Source organism: Pseudoalteromonas gelatinilytica (genome assembly GCF_001641615.1).
Taxonomy (GTDB): domain Bacteria; phylum Pseudomonadota; class Gammaproteobacteria; order Enterobacterales; family Alteromonadaceae; genus Pseudoalteromonas; species Pseudoalteromonas gelatinilytica.
In genome coordinates this window covers 871580-887298 of record NZ_LRRU01000020.1, presented here as the reverse complement: position 1 = coordinate 887298, position 15719 = coordinate 871580, and the positions used below count along the sequence as shown (strand labels likewise).

Genomic DNA, 15719 nt, shown 5'->3' with positions numbered 1-15719 from the left:
AGAATACCGGCCTGTCACGCCGGGGGTCGCGGGTTCGAGTCCCGTCCACTCCGCCAACAAATTAAGTAATAACAATGATATCTCTGCGGAGTGGTAGTTCAGTTGGTTAGAATACCGGCCTGTCACGCCGGGGGTCGCGGGTTCGAGTCCCGTCCACTCCGCCATTTGATATCATAAACAAATTAAGTGCATTACCCCATGCACATACCACTGCGGAGTGGTAGTTCAGTTGGTTAGAATACCGGCCTGTCACGCCGGGGGTCGCGGGTTCGAGTCCCGTCCACTCCGCCATTTGTTTTCCTCAAGCAAATGATTAGATAATTCTTTACTTTACACCTTACTATTTCCTTATACTGACAACGTATCTCGTATCTCGTATCTCGTATCTCGTATCTCGTATCTCGTATCTCGTATCTCGTATCTCGTATCTCGTATCTCGTATCTCGTATCTCGTATCTCGTATCTCGTATCTTTCATCCTATCTTGCTAATATTCTTCATTATTCCTATTTATTCAGCTTTTTATATCTGCATGAATAGCAAAGAATGGCGGCTCCACAACAAAAAGGAAATGCGTTATGAGTACATTCGGAACACAACTAAGACACTATCGCAGTGAGCTGAAATTAAGCCAACCAGAATTTGCAGAGCAAGTTGGAATAGAGCAAAGTTACCTTTCAAAACTTGAGAACGATAAATCAGTGCCTTCTAATGACACATTTCGTTCAATATTAACGGCGCTCAATCTAACAATTTGCGACTTTATGGAGCCATTAAAACATTCTGTAGATAAAGCTCGGTTGATTAATGTGCCTGATATTGAAGCTTGGTATAAGCAACAAAGTAATAAGCAATTCATTAAACAGCGCTCATTGATCTATATTGCCATACTATTAAGTGCGCTAGGCTGTGCCATGTTTTATTTAGGGCATCAAGAAAAGCTATTCAACACAAAGTTCTATGAGTACAAATCATATGGTGTAGTGAAAGATAATGAACCAGATGGCATTTTTCATGATTGGCGAACGCTACTCGTAGAACAAAGCAGCGAGAAAATAGATGCAAAACGTCGAGAAATGATTAGCAGGCATGATTTTAAATTTATTATCTCAGCGGATTATAAAGGTTTTTCGTTTGTAGAATCTGGCGAGCAAGGTAGGCGTTTGTATAGCCTGACTTCAAAAACACCCGTTATCAAGCCTCATAAAGGCCATGTATGGCTTGAGTTTATTGGTATCTTATTGCTTGTAGTTGGTGCAGGTCTCATCACATTTGAGAGTAAACTGACAAGACAGCAATAATGAGTTGTAGAACCTGACGCGTGTTAGCTGGCGTCAGGATCGCGAGGAATTAAATGCGCAAACTGTTGCTGGTGGATTTGTTCGTATAAGGTCGCTGCATAGCTTTGCGCATCATGTAATCTGCGCGTACTGATGTGTTTTCTCAGGTCATCAAGTGCAGCGGTTGCAGGTTCATAACCTTGGCTACTTGCCAGACTTAGCCACACCGCGCCATGAAAAACACTGTGTGGAACACCTTGCCCTTTGATGAAAAACAGTCCCATATAAAATTGTGCTCTATGGTTACCTGCCATAGCAGCTAGGCGCATCCATTTCGCAGCAAGGGGAGGCTGTTCATTTTTTAAATAATATAAAGCTTTGTTTAGTACGTTTTCAACAGATTGAGTACTTTTATCTGGCGCCGACCCTTTATCGGGTTGGGTAATAAAGGCAAGTATATTATCAAGCTGTTGCTCTAAATCTAAGCCTACTGGCGAATTATCAGACATAGTTTAGTTATTTTCTTGAAATAAAAGACCTTATTAGTTTAGAACATTGCAAGGTAAAATGTCCTCTTATTGAGATAAAATATGATAAAATTAGCCAATTAATCTCAACTTAAAGTTCAACATGTTCGAAAGACTTTTCAAAATCACTGAAAACAACACCTCTGTGCGCCGCGAGACTATTGCTGGTATAACAACATTCATTACCATGGTTTACATTGTATTTGTTAACCCAGCCATGTTAGCCGAAGCAGGAATGGACCAAGGTGCGGCATTTGTTGCAACCTGTATTGCAGCTGCAATCGGCTGTTTTATCATGGGTTTATGGGCTAACTACCCATTAGCATTGGCGCCAGGTATGGGCTTAAACGCTTTCTTTACCTATGGTGTAGTGCTTGGCATGGGCCACACTTGGCAAGCTGCCCTTGGCGCAGTATTTATGTCTGGCTGTATCTTTTTGTGTTTAAGCCTATTTAAGGTGCGAGAGTGGATCATTGATGCCATTCCACTGGTATTAAAGCGTGCCATTGCCACAGGTATCGGTGCTTTCTTAGCGCTTATTGCATTGAAGAACGCCGGTATTATCGTAGCAAGCCCTGCAACGCTAGTGCAGTTAGGCGACATCACAGCGCCGGGTCCTTTACTCGCCATTTTTAGCTTTTTTGTGATTGCGGCTCTTTTATATCGCGACATGAAAAGTGGCGTGCTAATTAGTATTTTATTAGTAACGGCTATCGCCCTTGGTTTAGATCTTGTGCAATACCAAGGTATTGTGTCAATGCCACCTTCAATTGCGCCAACCTTTATGCAATTAGATTTTGCATCAGCATTAGAAATCTCAATGCTAACAGTGATTTTTGCTTTCTTATTTGTTGATTTGTTTGATACCTCAGGCACTTTAGTTGCTGTTACGCAAAAAGCAGGGCTTGCTGATGAGCAAGGTAAAATGCCTCGTTTAGGTCGTGCATTAAGTGCAGACAGCACAGCAACCATTGCCGGTTCAATGCTTGGTACGTCAACAACGACGTCGTACATTGAATCAGTAGCAGGCGTATCTGTGGGCGGCCGTACTGGTCTTACCGCGGTGGTTGTAGGCATTTGTTTCTTGTTAATGATGTTCTTTGCACCACTAGCCGGTATGATCCCAGCTTATGCAACGGCAGGTGCGATTTTGTATGTTGCTGTTTTAATGATGCAAAACTTAAAGCTGGTCAATTGGGATGATATGACAGATGCCATTCCAGTGAGCGTGGTATTATTGATGACACCGTTAACGTTCTCGATTGCGCACGGTATTGCACTGGGTTTTATTTCGTATACTGCGGTGAAGTTGGTATGTGGTAAAAAAGATGAAATCAGTATCAGTGTGTGGGTATTAACAGCATTATTTATCGTTAAGTTTGCGTTTTTATCTTAATCAGCTCAAAGCAAAGAAAAAGTGGTTTACCACTTTTTCTTTGGTGCGAATAACACGTCTAAATCGTCTTGCTCTTGTTCTGCTTTTTTCTTTCTTGATGTTGCATTTGATGCTTTCAATTCAGAGCTAATCGCTTCTAAGTAATTTTCAACTTCTTGTCGTTTTGCACTCACATATTCATCGCTGTAGCTCACTCCCGATAGGGTAGCAAGTGCCTTTTCAAAATATTGTCTGGCTGATCCCACCATGTTTGCTGAGCGAGCAGATAAACCACGTTTGATTTGGCTTTCTACATTGATCCTTAACTGCAATTTTTCAAGGCGTTTATCTTCTGCAACAAATACTTGGCTATCAACTTTACCTTTACCATGCTCTGAGCGCAGTACCGCACGTAATTTTTTAATACCTTGGATTAATGCGATTAGTTGTTTGTCGTTATCAGGTAACACCAGTGCGTCACTGTTATTTGCTTCTATTGGCGAGCTTAAACGCTCTTTAGATTCTTTTAAGCGATTTTTTAACTCTTTTGAGCTTGGAGACAGTTCGACCATACCTGCTAGAGCATCATAAATACGACGCTGGAGAATACGCAGGATGTTTTCAGACATGGGAATATTAGCACTGTTAAGCAAAACATCTTCTGCTTCTTCAATGATTTTCTTTAACTTTGTTAACTCTTTACGGCGCTCTGCTTCTTGCTTTTCTTTATGTTGTTGCACCGCACTTACCCACAGTGCAATGACGATTAATGCAACAATGAGCATGATGATGATAGAAACAATCATTACTAAATCTCAGTTTTAACTATCTAATTTTTTTATATTACATTAAAAAGATCAGATCTGAACAGCTTTGCGGTTAGTTATCTAGAATAAACTTCCGATGATTACTACTTTATAATGAGTATAGCGCTAAACTAGCACCTTTATTGAATATTTTGCGTGTAAACACGGCTACCGAGCTGTAATTTAATGTGTTAGCCTTAGAAACAATCGATATAAATGTATAGCGCGATGAAATATCACTTGGCATTGTGCTTTGCAGCCTTTATAAATAAACAATAACAACGTTTACAATGCAGCCATGAAACTACAACAACTCAGATATATAGTCGAAGTCCAAAATCATAAACTGAATGTCTCTGCAACAGCAGAAAGTTTATTTACCTCGCAACCGGGGATCTCGAAACAAGTTCGTATGCTTGAAGATGAACTTGGTGTGCAGATCTTTGGTCGTAGTGGCAAACACTTAACGCATGTAACTAGTGCCGGTAACGAAATCATTAATATTTCACGTGAGATACTATCAAAGGTTGAGGGTATCAAAGCGGTTGCCAATGAACATACCTTACCGGATCAAGGTAAACTAAATATCGCGACCACGCACACACAAGCACGCTATGCATTACCTAATGTTATTCAAGGCTTTATGAAAAAGTACCCGGCAGTGTCTTTGCATATGCACCAAGGTACGCCACAGCAGATTTCTGATGCAGCAGCACGAGGCGACGCTGATTTTGCCATTGCGACTGAGGCACTGCATTTATACTCTGATTTAGTTATGTTGCCGTGCTATCACTGGAATCGCAGTATCGTCGTGGCAAAAACACACCCACTTGCGCAAAAGGCTGATAACTTAACGGTTGCCGATGTGGCTAAATACCCGCTGATAACATATGTGTTTGGTTTTACTGGTCGCTCTGAATTAGATAAAGCTTTCAATGCTCATGGACTTGAGCCACATATCGTATTTACTGCAACGGATGCTGATGTAATCAAAACCTATGTGCGTTTAGGGCTAGGTGTGGGCGTTGTCGCATCGATGGCAATAGACCAAGTAACAGACACTGATTTAGTGTGTATTGATGCAAGCCATTTATTTGAAGCGAGTACTACTAAGATTGGCTTTAGAAAAGGCAGCTTTTTACGCAGCTATATGTATGATTTTATTGAACGATTTGCACCACACTTAACCAAAGAATTGGTTGAGCGAGCAAGCTTATTACGTAACCAAGAAGATGTTGATAAGCTCTTCGAAAATATAGAGTTACCAGTAAAATAGAAATAAAAAAAGCCGCTTTAAAGCGGCTTTTTTTATTGTGCTGAAAATTAACACTCGATGATATTAACTGCTAAGCCACCGCGAGCGGTTTCTTTGTATTTTGTTTTCATATCATTACCTGTGTCGAGCATGGTTTTAATTACCTTATCAAGGGTCACTTTTTGCTCGCCAGAACCACGCATTGCAAGGCGTGATGCATTGATTGCTTTGATAGCGCCCATCGCATTACGTTCAATACATGGTACTTGCACAAGGCCTCCTACTGGGTCACAGGTTAGACCTAGATTGTGCTCCATACCAATCTCAGCGGCGTTTTCAACCTGCACAACATTACCACCCATGATTTCGGTTAGGGCGCCCGCTGCCATTGAGCAAGCAACGCCCACTTCACCTTGGCAACCTACTTCAGCACCAGAAATTGACGCATTCTTTTTATATAAAATACCAATGGCTGCTGCTGTTAATAAGTAACGGGTCGCAATATCACGGTCTACTTCTTTAATGAAAGTGTGATAATACATTAATACCGCAGGTAAAATGCCCGCAGCACCATTGGTTGGTGCGGTAACTACACGGCCACCGGCCGCGTTCTCTTCGTTTACTGCAAGTGCAAACAAATCAACCCAGTCCATCGCACGCAGTGGGTCATTGTTTACCTCAATATTTAATTTAAGGTGGAGGCTAGGTGCACGGCGTTTTACTTTTAAACCACCAGGTAAAATCCCTTCTGTGCGCATGCCACGTTCAATACAGGCTTTCATAACTTGCCAAATATTAAACAACTCATCTTTGATATCTTTTTCGCTGCGTAAGGTTTTTTCGTTATGCATCATAAGTGTTGATACACTAAACCCTGATTCACGGCATAGCTCTAACAACTCTTTAGCCGTGTTAAACGGATAAGGTGCAGGGTTTTCCTCGCGGATTTCGAGTGCTTTTTGTTTTTCGTTCTCGAATTCTTCGTCAGTTACGATAAATCCGCCGCCGATTGAGTAATACACTTTACTGAATAGCTTTTCGCCATTTTGACTCGCAATGATTTCCATCGCATTTGAGTGCTTTGGTAGTGTTTTACGACGATGGAATACAATCGCACCTTGCTTAGGGAAATTGGCTTTATGGCTTTGGTTTAAGTAAATAACCTGTTCTTTTTCGATTTTTGCCAGAATATCGTCAACTAAATCAGCATCAATGGTTTCGGGATCATAGCCAGCAAGGCCTAAGATCACGGCTTTACCTGAGCCGTGGCCAATACCTGTTTGACCTAGTGAGCCAAACAGCTCAACTTTAATATCGGTGACGTTTGCAAGTAAGTTTTTTTCTTCTAATTCGTTTACAAATAAACGCGAAGCGCGCATTGGGCCAACAGTGTGAGATGACGATGGGCCAATACCAATACTAAACATATCGAATGCACTGATCATAATTTGCTACTCATTTTCCTTTAACGGCATACTACCTGCCTTTGAACGGTGCCACATAATAACGTTTAAAAGTGTCTGTGTAACCCTAAAAGCAGGATAATTAAACTGGTAGGGCGAGCTGTTTGATAAAGTTATTAATAATGCTCGCTGTTGCTCCCCAAAGCAGGCCATGGGGGGTCATCAAACCTTGCAAAGTAATGGTTTTACCATTTCGCTCAAAGGGGAGGGGCTGCCAATTTTGTTGGTTACTCAAATAAGATAAAGGCAGTAAAAAGCTGGCAGCAACTTCGTTGGGATCTGCTTGCCATGTTGTCCCTTCGCTGAGGGTACACACAAAAGGCTCAATAGTGAAACCAGTCAGGGTCGCGTACTGGTGTAATTTACCGTGGACAGTCACTTGATGTGTGCCAATATTAAGCTCTTCATTGAGCTCTCGAAGGGCTGTGTGCATTAACGTGTCATCTTGCTCTTCATACTTTCCACCTGGTAAGCAAATCTCCCCCGGGTGATGAAGTAAATAACTTGGTCGTTTGCACAGCAACAAATGCGCTTCGTCATTAATATCTAGCAAAGGTAACATCACGGCACTGGCACGCTTTTCGGCATTAAAGCGAATGGTAGCTGGACGCTCTGTGGTTTGACTTAAACTAAAACGGGCAATTATTTGCTGACTATTCAAGGTTTGTTACTTCAACGTTTACTTTAATAAAGGCAGTATTTTATTTACTTTATCGTAAGTTTCTTGGTACTCCAAGTCGACCTTTGAATCAGCCACAATGCCACCGCCAGCCCAGCAATAAATTGCACCTTGATGACACACTAAAGTGCGAATTGTGATACTGGTATCCATGTTGCCACAGGCACTCAAATAGCCAATTGAGCCACAGTACACACTACGGCGATGTGGTTCGAGCTCTTCAATAATTTCCATAGCACGAATTTTCGGTGCTCCGGTAATTGAACCACCCGGGAAAGCGGCATGAATTTGGTCAACGGCATCTTTGCCATCCGCTAATTCTGCGCGCACAGTACTTACTAAATGATGTACAGCTGGAAAGCTTTCAATGGCAAATAGCGAGGGTACGGTGACACTACCTGGACGAGCCACTTTGCCTAAATCGTTGCGCAGCAGATCAACAATCATGACATTTTCTGCGCGGTCTTTTTCAGATTGTTGTAAACGGGTTGCTTGTGCTTGGTCTTGTTCAGGGTCAGCCAAACGAGGGAGCGTTCCTTTAATGGGCTTGGTTTCTATTTGACCTTGATTTATGGAGATGAAGCGCTCAGGGGAGATAGATAAAATAGCGCCATCTGGGTGATTTATATAGCTTGAAAATGGGGCTTTATTCGCTTCTCGAAGTTGTTTATAGGCTTGCCATGTTGAACCTGAAAATTCAGCTTTAAAACGCTGCGCAAGGTTGATCTGGTAACAGTCACCACTTTTTAAATAAGCTTGAATTTTCTCGAATTTTTCGCTGTAGCTGGCTTTGCTCATATTTGACTGCCAGTCGCTTTGTAGCGCGAACTCTGCACTTGCTGGCGTTTCGTTTAGGTGCTGCTGGTATAGCGCTAAGCGATTTTGATTTGGCTGACAAACGTAAAACCAGCTTTGCTGTTGCTTATCAAAAATAAGAGCATCAGGATAAAGTCCAACAGCTATTTGCGGCATGTTAATGTCGTTTTCGGCATGATTTGGCATAGTTTCAATCACACGACCTAAGTCATAACCAAAATAGCCAAGCCAACCACCTGTAAAAGGCAGATTGTTAGGGTTTGCTGTGTGATTAAATTCCTGAAGACCTGCTTTCATCAAGCTAAAACAATCACTTGATTGCGCCTTGCCGTCGACAAAGCATGTATTTTCACGCACTTCTAATCGCTTTAATGGCGCAATGGCAATGATATCGAAGCGGCTATTTACATGCTCGCTATTGGCTGAATCGAGCAACACAGCATGGGGCAAATGAGCAAAATGACTAAATAGCGCGATACAATCACCGCTTAAATCTAATTTAATGCACAAATTTTCATCGTTTATCATCTACATTGCCCTGAATAACTAGCCCGAAACGGGCGAGGAGGGTATCATAAGTTAAATTTGATTGGCAGCGTTATGATTTCCTTTATAGTGATGCCATGACTAACCCGTAGAGTAAATCTTCGTCACCGGTTTACTCAGGATCACGTACAGCGCTACGCGATAAAAACTTAAGGAACCCGTAATGAGTACAATTCGTCAGCAAGACTTCATTGATAGCATTGAAGATGCATTGCAATACATTTCTTTTTATCACCCTCTCGATTTCGTACAAGCCTTAGAAAAAGCTTACAACAAAGAGCAAAGCAAAGCGGCAAAAGATGCCATTGCGCAAATTTTAATTAACTCTCGTATGTCTGCTGAAGGTAAACGTCCGCTATGTCAAGATACAGGTATCATTACCTGTTTCGTAAAAGTAGGTATGGATGTTAAGTGGGATAAAACAGACATGACTGTACAGCAAATGGTTGATGAAGGTACACGTCGCGCATACTTAAACCCAGATAACCCGTTACGCGCATCAATTGTTGCAGACCCAGCTGGTACGCGTAAAAACACTAAAGACAATACACCTTCAGTTGTTCATATCGACTTAGTGCCAGGTGGCGAAGTTGAGGTAATGGTTGCAGCGAAGGGCGGCGGCTCAGAAAATAAAACGAAAATGGTTATGCTTAACCCATCTGATGATGTGGCTGCATGGGTTGAGAAAACATTACCAACGATGGGTGCGGGCTGGTGTCCACCTGGCATGCTAGGTATAGGTATTGGTGGTACTGCAGAAAAAGCCGCGGTACTAGCGAAAGAATCATTAATGGATCCGGTTGATATTCACGAGCTGATTGAGCGCGGCGCTGAAACAACTGAAGAAAAAATGCGTATCGATATCTTCGAACGTGCTAATAAGTTAGGTATTGGTGCTCAAGGTCTTGGTGGTTTAACAACCGTAGTTGATGTGAAAATCAAAACGGCACCAACTCACGCAGCATCAAAACCAGTGGTAATGATCCCGAACTGTGCAGCAACTCGTCACGTACACTTCACGTTAGATGGTTCAGGCCCAGCTGATCTTAAAGCGCCTAAACTAGAAGATTGGCCAGAAGTTACATTTGAAGTAGGCGAAGGTACACGTCGCGTTGATTTAAACACTCTGACAAAAGAAGACACACAAGAGTGGAAGATGGGTGAAACGGTTCTTCTGTCTGGTACTATTTTAACGGGTCGTGATGCAGCGCATAAACGTTTACAAGATATGATCCAATCAGGTGAAGGTTTACCTGAAGGCGTAGATTTTGATAACAAGTTTATCTACTACGTTGGCCCTGTAGATGCAGTGGGTGATGAAGCGGTAGGTCCTGCAGGACCTACAACTGCAACGCGTATGGATAAATTCACTGATATGATGTTAGAAAAAACAGGCATCATCGGTATGATTGGTAAGGCTGAGCGTGGGCCTGCTACAGTAGAATCAATCAAGAACAATAAGTCTATTTACTTAATGGCGGTAGGTGGTGCAGCTTACCTTGTATCTAAAGCAATCAAGAAAGCACGCGTTGTTGCATTCGAAGATTTAGGTATGGAAGCAATCTACGAGTTTGAAGTAGAAGATATGCCAGTAACGGTTGCTGTTGATAGTGAAGGTGCAAATGCACATACGCAAGGCCCAGCTATTTGGAAAGCAAAAATTGAAGAACTTGATGGCAAATTAAAATAACCATCTTGTAAGTCTTTTATTAAAAAACGGCGCAACTGCGCCGTTTTTTTCTGATCTGACCAGTCTCAATTATTTTCTTAGCATACCTTCATAAAGCAGATACTACTTGGCTTTATTGGCATATTTTTCTTGTCACTTTTTCTTTACGCTATACTTTACCTTTACGTTCACGTAATAAAGTTTGTTATGTTAATATTTTGTTTTGAATTAACAATGCTTAATGCGTACTTTGGTTGGTATAATTTTTCTATAAAGTGTTAGTTTTTGAGTTGATATTTCGGCTTGGGAACTTTGCTTAGTTTTATCATCTCATTTAGTAGCAAGCGAGCATGCGAAGTGATAAAGTCTCGGCACTTTCAGCGCTCACACCCCTTAGGGTAAGAAAATTTCGGAGTATTTAACTGTGGCTGTATTTAATAAAGTCGACTTTGATAACCACGAGCAAGTGGTGTTTTGTTCAGATAAAGAATCAGGCCTAAAAGCTATTATCGCGGTTCACAATACCAAGTTAGGTCCAGCGGTTGGTGGTTGCAGAATGTGGGACTACACAACTGATGAAGACGCGGTTACTGACGCACTTCGTTTATCAAAAGGTATGACCTACAAAAATGCTGTGGCACGTTTACCATTTGGTGGTGGTAAGTCAGTGATCATCGGTAATGCAAAAGAAATTAAATCAGAGCAACTTTTCCGTGCATTTGGTCGTCAATTAGAGCGTTTAAGCGGTAGCTACTATTCAGCTGAAGACGTAAACATCACCTGTGATGATGTTGCTATTATGAATAAAGAAACGAACTATGTGCTAGGTCTTGAAGGTAAAAGTGGTAACCCTTCACCATTTACAGCGTATGGTACATTTTTAGGTATTAAAGCAGCTTTACAACATCAACGTGGTCATCAAGACCTTGCTGGTATCAAAGTAGCTGTGCAAGGTTTAGGTGCAGTGGCATACGGCCTTTGTAAACACCTACATGAAGCGGGCGCAACATTATTTGTAACAGATATCAACGAGCAAGCTGTTGAGCGCGTTGTAAATGATTTCAATGCAACGGCTGTGGGTATTGATGAAATTTACGACTTAGACGTTGATGTGTATGCACCTTGTGCACTTGGCGCAACGGTAAACGACACGACTATCCCGCGTTTAAAAGCAACAATTATCGCTGGTTGTGCGAATAACCAATTAGCAGAGTCTCGTCACGGTGAGATCATCCGCGAAAAAGGTATCTTATACGCACCAGATTACGTAATTAACGCAGGTGGTATCATCAATGTTTACTACGAAACAGCACCAGAAGGTTATAGTGCAGAAGCATCAACTAAGCACGTTGAAGGTATCTACGATACGTTAACTGAAATCTTCGCACGTTCTGAAAAAGAACAAAAATCGACGCATTTAATTGCCGATGAACTCGCGTTAGAAATCATCGAAAACGGCTTATAATTTAGTAAACCCACTAAATTTACAGTTAAAAAAGGTGCGCAGGTCGCACCTTTTTTGTCGCTGTTATTTATCGCAACAAAATGACGAAGCCTCACTATCTCGGTACACTCGGTTTTTAAATCTCGAGGACGCCTAATGAAAACTCAGCCTTGTGAAATAACCCCAATCAATCTTGATACTTGGCCTCGTAAACAGCATTTCGCTTTTTTCAACGAATTTTCTCTGCCATATTTTAATGTGTGTGTTTCCCTCGACATGGCAGCTCTTTACAACAAGTGCAAAGCAGAACCTTATTCGTTCTTTCACAGTTATGTTTATCTAACGCTTGAAGCATGTCATGAATATGCACCAATGCGCCAACGAATTATTGATTCTTTACCCGTACAACTGTCATCTGTGCGTGGCAGTGTGGTTGAGCTGGCAGAAGATGAAACATTCCGCTTTAGTTATTTTGAAAAACAAGCGTCGATGGCAGACTTTTCAAAATATGCCACTGAAGTGGGAAATGCGAGTAAAGCAAAACCATTTTTTTCTGATGCATTTGCTGCAACAGAAGGGCAGCCTGATCTTATTCATATCTCAGTGCTTCCATGGTTAAACTTTACTGGGTTTGCCCATGCGGTGAGTGAGGGGCATGGCCTTGGTATTCCTAAGTTTGTGTTTGGTCAGTATGACTCACAAACTGGCAAAATGCCGCTTTCAATTGATGTGCATCATGCCTTAATGGATGGTTTGCATGTAGCGAGATTTGTGAAAATATTGCAAGAAAAAATTGCGAATTTTTGTAATTGATTGTTGCTAAATGTCATTAAAATGAGTAAAAATTGCAACTAATGTAGTATTATCTGAAGTTAGGGATGACTTTGGCTTCACAGAGCTACATCACTGAATAGAACGATAATAAATATCAGGGTTTTAGTTTTATGGTGCGGGTAGTTAGTTGTATTTTTCTTTTCTTTTGTTTCAGCGCTTTTGCAGAATCTGCACGCCTCTCTCTGAGTGATTATTTTACCGAGACTTGGAGTACACGCGCTGGCCTTCCTCACAATAGTATTAATGGTGTCACGCAAACCAAAGATGGATATATCTGGATAGCGACTTGGGAAGGACTTGCTCGTTTTAATGGTCGCGAGTTTAAACTCTTTACTCGAACCGAAATTCCTGGCTTACCTGATTCTGGCCTACGCAGCCTTATTGCAATGGAAAATGGCGATTTATATATCGTGGGTGCTCGTGGTGGCATTGCGCTTCGCTCACAAGGGGGGTGGCGAGCATTACCAAGTTCATCAGCCATGGTTAATCATGCACTTGTTACTGAACAAGGTGAGCTTTGGCTGGCACTTGAAGGGCAAGGTATTGTTTACCGCGCTTCTGAAACTGCCACTGAGCAAAAACTGCTTGATAAGCTAAGCGCGTACCGTCTTTTACAAGACAAAACAGGCGTGATTTGGGCTGCCACTAGTGATGGTCTTTATCAAATAAATGATATGCAAGTCAGTAAGGTCAGTGAAGACTCTGGGCTCCCTAATGCCTCTGTGTTTACCTTATTACTTACTCAGTCGGGCACTTTAATTGTCGGCACTGAAAAAGGAGCATGGCAAAAACAAAACGAAAAGTTTGTTGCTATTAACCCTGTGCTTAATAATGAATCAATTGCTAGCTTACTGGAAGATGCGCAGGGCGATTTGTGGTTTGGCACCATTAATAAAGGGGTCTTCAGACTCAGCAGTTTAGGCCTTGAAAACTTAGCCGCAGATGATGGCTTACCCAACAACCGTATTTTATCGTTATTGCAAGACCGCGAAAAAAGCATTTGGGTTGGTACAAATGCGGGATTATTTCGCTTGCGTGAAGCGCCATTTACAAACTGGAGTCAAAGCCGTGGGCTTGCATCTGACTATGTGCGTACCGTGTTATCACATTCTGATGGCAGCTTATGGGTGGGCAGTAGTAACGGCTTAAATCGTATTGAAAATGGCAAGCTCACCACCCTTATTCAAGCCTATGAAAAAGATCCACTATCCGTATTAAGTTTAACTGAAGATAAGCAGGGCGGAGTATGGGTAGGTACTTACACTGCGGGTTTAATGAAAGTGGTTAATGGACAAATTTACCCAGTAAAAAACCGCAGTAATGGCCTGATCAGCAACGAAGTTCGCGCTGTGTTTTTTGATAAAGCGGATAACTTATGGATTGGCACCGCCGGTGGTTTAACCAAAATTGACCCTGCTGGGCACACTGAATTATTCACCACAGAAGATGGCCTAATTGGTGATTTTATTATGGCCCTTGTCGAGGATGATCATAGGAGGTTATGGGTCGGCACGGGAGTGGGTGTGTCCATTTATGACCCAGCTACTAAGCAATTTAAAACTCTTGAGTTTCCAAAGCAGTTCAGCACTGAGTATGCATTCGGCTTTTACTTAGATGGCGATAAAATGTGGCTTGCAACCGATAGAGGCCTTGTTCGTTACAATCTCAGTACAGATAAAATGAGCTTGTTTGGTCGAGACCAAGGTTTACCGGTTGATAAGCTGTTCCAAGTCATTGAGCAAGGTGATTCACTGTGGCTAACCAGTAACCGTGGTGTAATTCAAGTGAACAAAGCTCAGCTTGTTGCACTATTAGATAACCCTGAAAAAATTAAGCCGATGAGCGTTTCGATGCAGCTTTATGATGAAGGCGATGGCATGCTAAGCGCGCAAGCGAATGGCGGTTCAAACCCTGCTGCTGTGCTCCATTCAGATGGACAAGTATGGGTTGCTTCTGCCAAAGGCGTTGCTATTGCAACACCAGAGCGCTTAAAAGAAGCCAGTAAACGCCGTTTATCGACCGTTATTGAAAGCTTTGAAGTCGATGGCAAACCCATTACTTTACCAGTTGGCAATGAGGTACTGAGCTTACCTGCTGGGGTTTCTCGTGTTTCATTTAATTACGCAGGGCTTAGTTTTATCATGCCGGGGCGGTTAAACTACCAAACTCAATTAAGTGGATACAATCAACAATGGGTAGACAGGGGACGTTTGGCCATTACCGAATACACCAATTTACCGCCAGGTGACTATACCTTTAAAGTGCGCGCTGGGTATCCAAATAGTGATTGGCAAAATAATGAGCAAGTACTGCGATTTAAAATTGCCCCTTATTTTTGGCAAAAAACCAGCTTTAAGTTATTTATCTTAGTTGCCGTGCTCTTTACTGCTTATGTGATTTATAAGTATCGTCTATATCATTACAAGCGCATTGAAATTGAGTTAACTGAAAAAGTTGAACAGCAAATGCATGATTTGCAAACGCAAGCCGATGCCTTTGCTCATTTAGCGAATCATGACCAATTAACGCAATTACCGAACAGACGTGCCTTTGATATGTGGTTGTCTGAAAACTTTAATCAGTTTCAACGTGATAATAAAACACTCAGTATTGCGATTATGGATATTGATCACTTCAAACTGATTAATGACAATTTCTCGCACTTGATTGGTGATAAAGTAATTTGTGAAATTGCTCGTTTGCTGCGTATGAATTTCCCTGATGAAGGCTATGCGGCGCGTTGGGGCGGTGAAGAATTTACCCTGTTGTTCCCTTACAAAAACGCTGAAGAAGCCGCCAGACTGTGCGAAATTATCCGTTTAGAGATAGCGGGTTACGATTTCTCAGAATTAGCGCAAGGACTCTCTGTGACGGTGAGTTTTGGTGTGGCGGATAATACGCAAGTTGCTGATTATGACCGCTTGCTATCACATGCTGACAACGCTTTATACAATGCAAAGAATAACGGTCGAAACCAAATTTTTATTTATAATCAAGGCTGTATTGCGCTTGATTAATCAGCGTTA

General features: G+C 41.9%; 12 protein-coding genes and 2 tRNA genes. 9 read left to right on the top strand and 5 right to left on the bottom strand.

Annotated features, from left to right (window positions below; genetic code table 11):
• Positions 1 to 87 precede the first annotated feature (87 nt).
• The 3 genes from NH153_RS16970 (at position 88) to NH153_RS16960 (ending at position 1300) form a co-directional block, all read left to right on the top strand.
• Positions 88 to 164: transfer RNA gene (locus NH153_RS16970), tRNA-Asp, on the top strand.
• Positions 165 to 214: 50 nt separating this feature from the next.
• Positions 215 to 291, top strand: a tRNA-Asp gene (locus tag NH153_RS16965).
• 286 nt (positions 292 to 577) lie between these two features.
• Positions 578 to 1300, top strand: coding sequence for a helix-turn-helix domain-containing protein (locus tag NH153_RS16960; RefSeq protein WP_063706036.1), 723 nt, complete (start codon positions 578 to 580; stop codon positions 1298 to 1300).
• A gap of 23 nt (positions 1301 to 1323) precedes the next feature.
• On the opposite strand, the gene NH153_RS16955 is transcribed toward NH153_RS16960, so the two are convergent.
• On the bottom strand, positions 1324 to 1788 hold the full coding sequence (locus tag NH153_RS16955; protein WP_063706033.1) for an SEL1-like repeat protein: 465 nt from the start codon (positions 1786 to 1788) through the stop codon (positions 1324 to 1326).
• 121 nt (positions 1789 to 1909) lie between these two features.
• On the opposite strand from NH153_RS16955, the gene NH153_RS16950 reads away from it, so the two are divergent.
• Positions 1910 to 3202: an NCS2 family permease gene (locus tag NH153_RS16950; protein ID WP_063706031.1), complete on the top strand. Its 1293-nt coding sequence runs from the start codon at positions 1910 to 1912 to the stop codon at positions 3200 to 3202.
• A gap of 26 nt (positions 3203 to 3228) precedes the next feature.
• On the opposite strand, the gene NH153_RS16945 is transcribed toward NH153_RS16950, so the two are convergent.
• The gene (locus NH153_RS16945) at positions 3229 to 3987 is read right to left on the bottom strand and encodes a hypothetical protein (protein WP_063706029.1); all 759 of its coding nucleotides are present in this window, start codon (positions 3985 to 3987) and stop codon (positions 3229 to 3231) included.
• Between the two features lie 298 nt (positions 3988 to 4285).
• Here NH153_RS16945 and cysB point away from each other — a divergent pair, with 298 nt between their 5' ends.
• Positions 4286 to 5263, top strand: a complete 978-nt coding sequence (cysB, locus tag NH153_RS16940; RefSeq protein WP_063706027.1) for an HTH-type transcriptional regulator CysB — start codon at positions 4286 to 4288, stop codon at positions 5261 to 5263.
• A 47-nt stretch (positions 5264 to 5310) separates the two neighbouring features.
• Here cysB and NH153_RS16935 read toward each other — a convergent pair whose 3' ends face one another.
• From NH153_RS16935 to pabB, 3 genes are all read right to left on the bottom strand, one after another.
• A complete protein-coding gene (locus NH153_RS16935; protein ID WP_063706025.1) occupies positions 5311 to 6687 on the bottom strand; it encodes an L-serine ammonia-lyase in 1377 nt (458 codons plus the stop codon).
• Between the two features lie 100 nt (positions 6688 to 6787).
• Positions 6788 to 7366, bottom strand: a complete 579-nt coding sequence (locus NH153_RS16930) for an NUDIX hydrolase (RefSeq protein WP_063706023.1) — start codon at positions 7364 to 7366, stop codon at positions 6788 to 6790.
• An 18-nt stretch (positions 7367 to 7384) separates the two neighbouring features.
• A complete protein-coding gene (pabB, locus tag NH153_RS16925) occupies positions 7385 to 8728 on the bottom strand; it encodes an aminodeoxychorismate synthase component I (protein WP_063706021.1) in 1344 nt (447 codons plus the stop codon).
• A 181-nt stretch (positions 8729 to 8909) separates the two neighbouring features.
• Here pabB and NH153_RS16920 point away from each other — a divergent pair, with 181 nt between their 5' ends.
• The 4 genes from NH153_RS16920 to NH153_RS16905 all read left to right on the top strand — a co-directional run bounded on the left by NH153_RS16920 (position 8910) and on the right by NH153_RS16905 (position 15710).
• On the top strand, positions 8910 to 10436 hold the full coding sequence (locus NH153_RS16920) for a fumarate hydratase (RefSeq protein WP_063706019.1): 1527 nt from the start codon (positions 8910 to 8912) through the stop codon (positions 10434 to 10436).
• Positions 10437 to 10839: 403 nt separating this feature from the next.
• On the top strand, positions 10840 to 11880 hold the full coding sequence (locus NH153_RS16915; protein ID WP_063706017.1) for a Leu/Phe/Val dehydrogenase: 1041 nt from the start codon (positions 10840 to 10842) through the stop codon (positions 11878 to 11880).
• A 135-nt stretch (positions 11881 to 12015) separates the two neighbouring features.
• A complete protein-coding gene (locus tag NH153_RS16910; protein WP_063706015.1) occupies positions 12016 to 12672 on the top strand; it encodes a CatA-like O-acetyltransferase in 657 nt (218 codons plus the stop codon).
• 131 nt (positions 12673 to 12803) lie between these two features.
• Complete coding sequence (locus NH153_RS16905) at positions 12804 to 15710, top strand: ligand-binding sensor domain-containing diguanylate cyclase (RefSeq protein ID WP_063706013.1); 2907 nt, start codon at positions 12804 to 12806, stop codon at positions 15708 to 15710.
• Positions 15711 to 15719 lie beyond the last annotated feature (9 nt).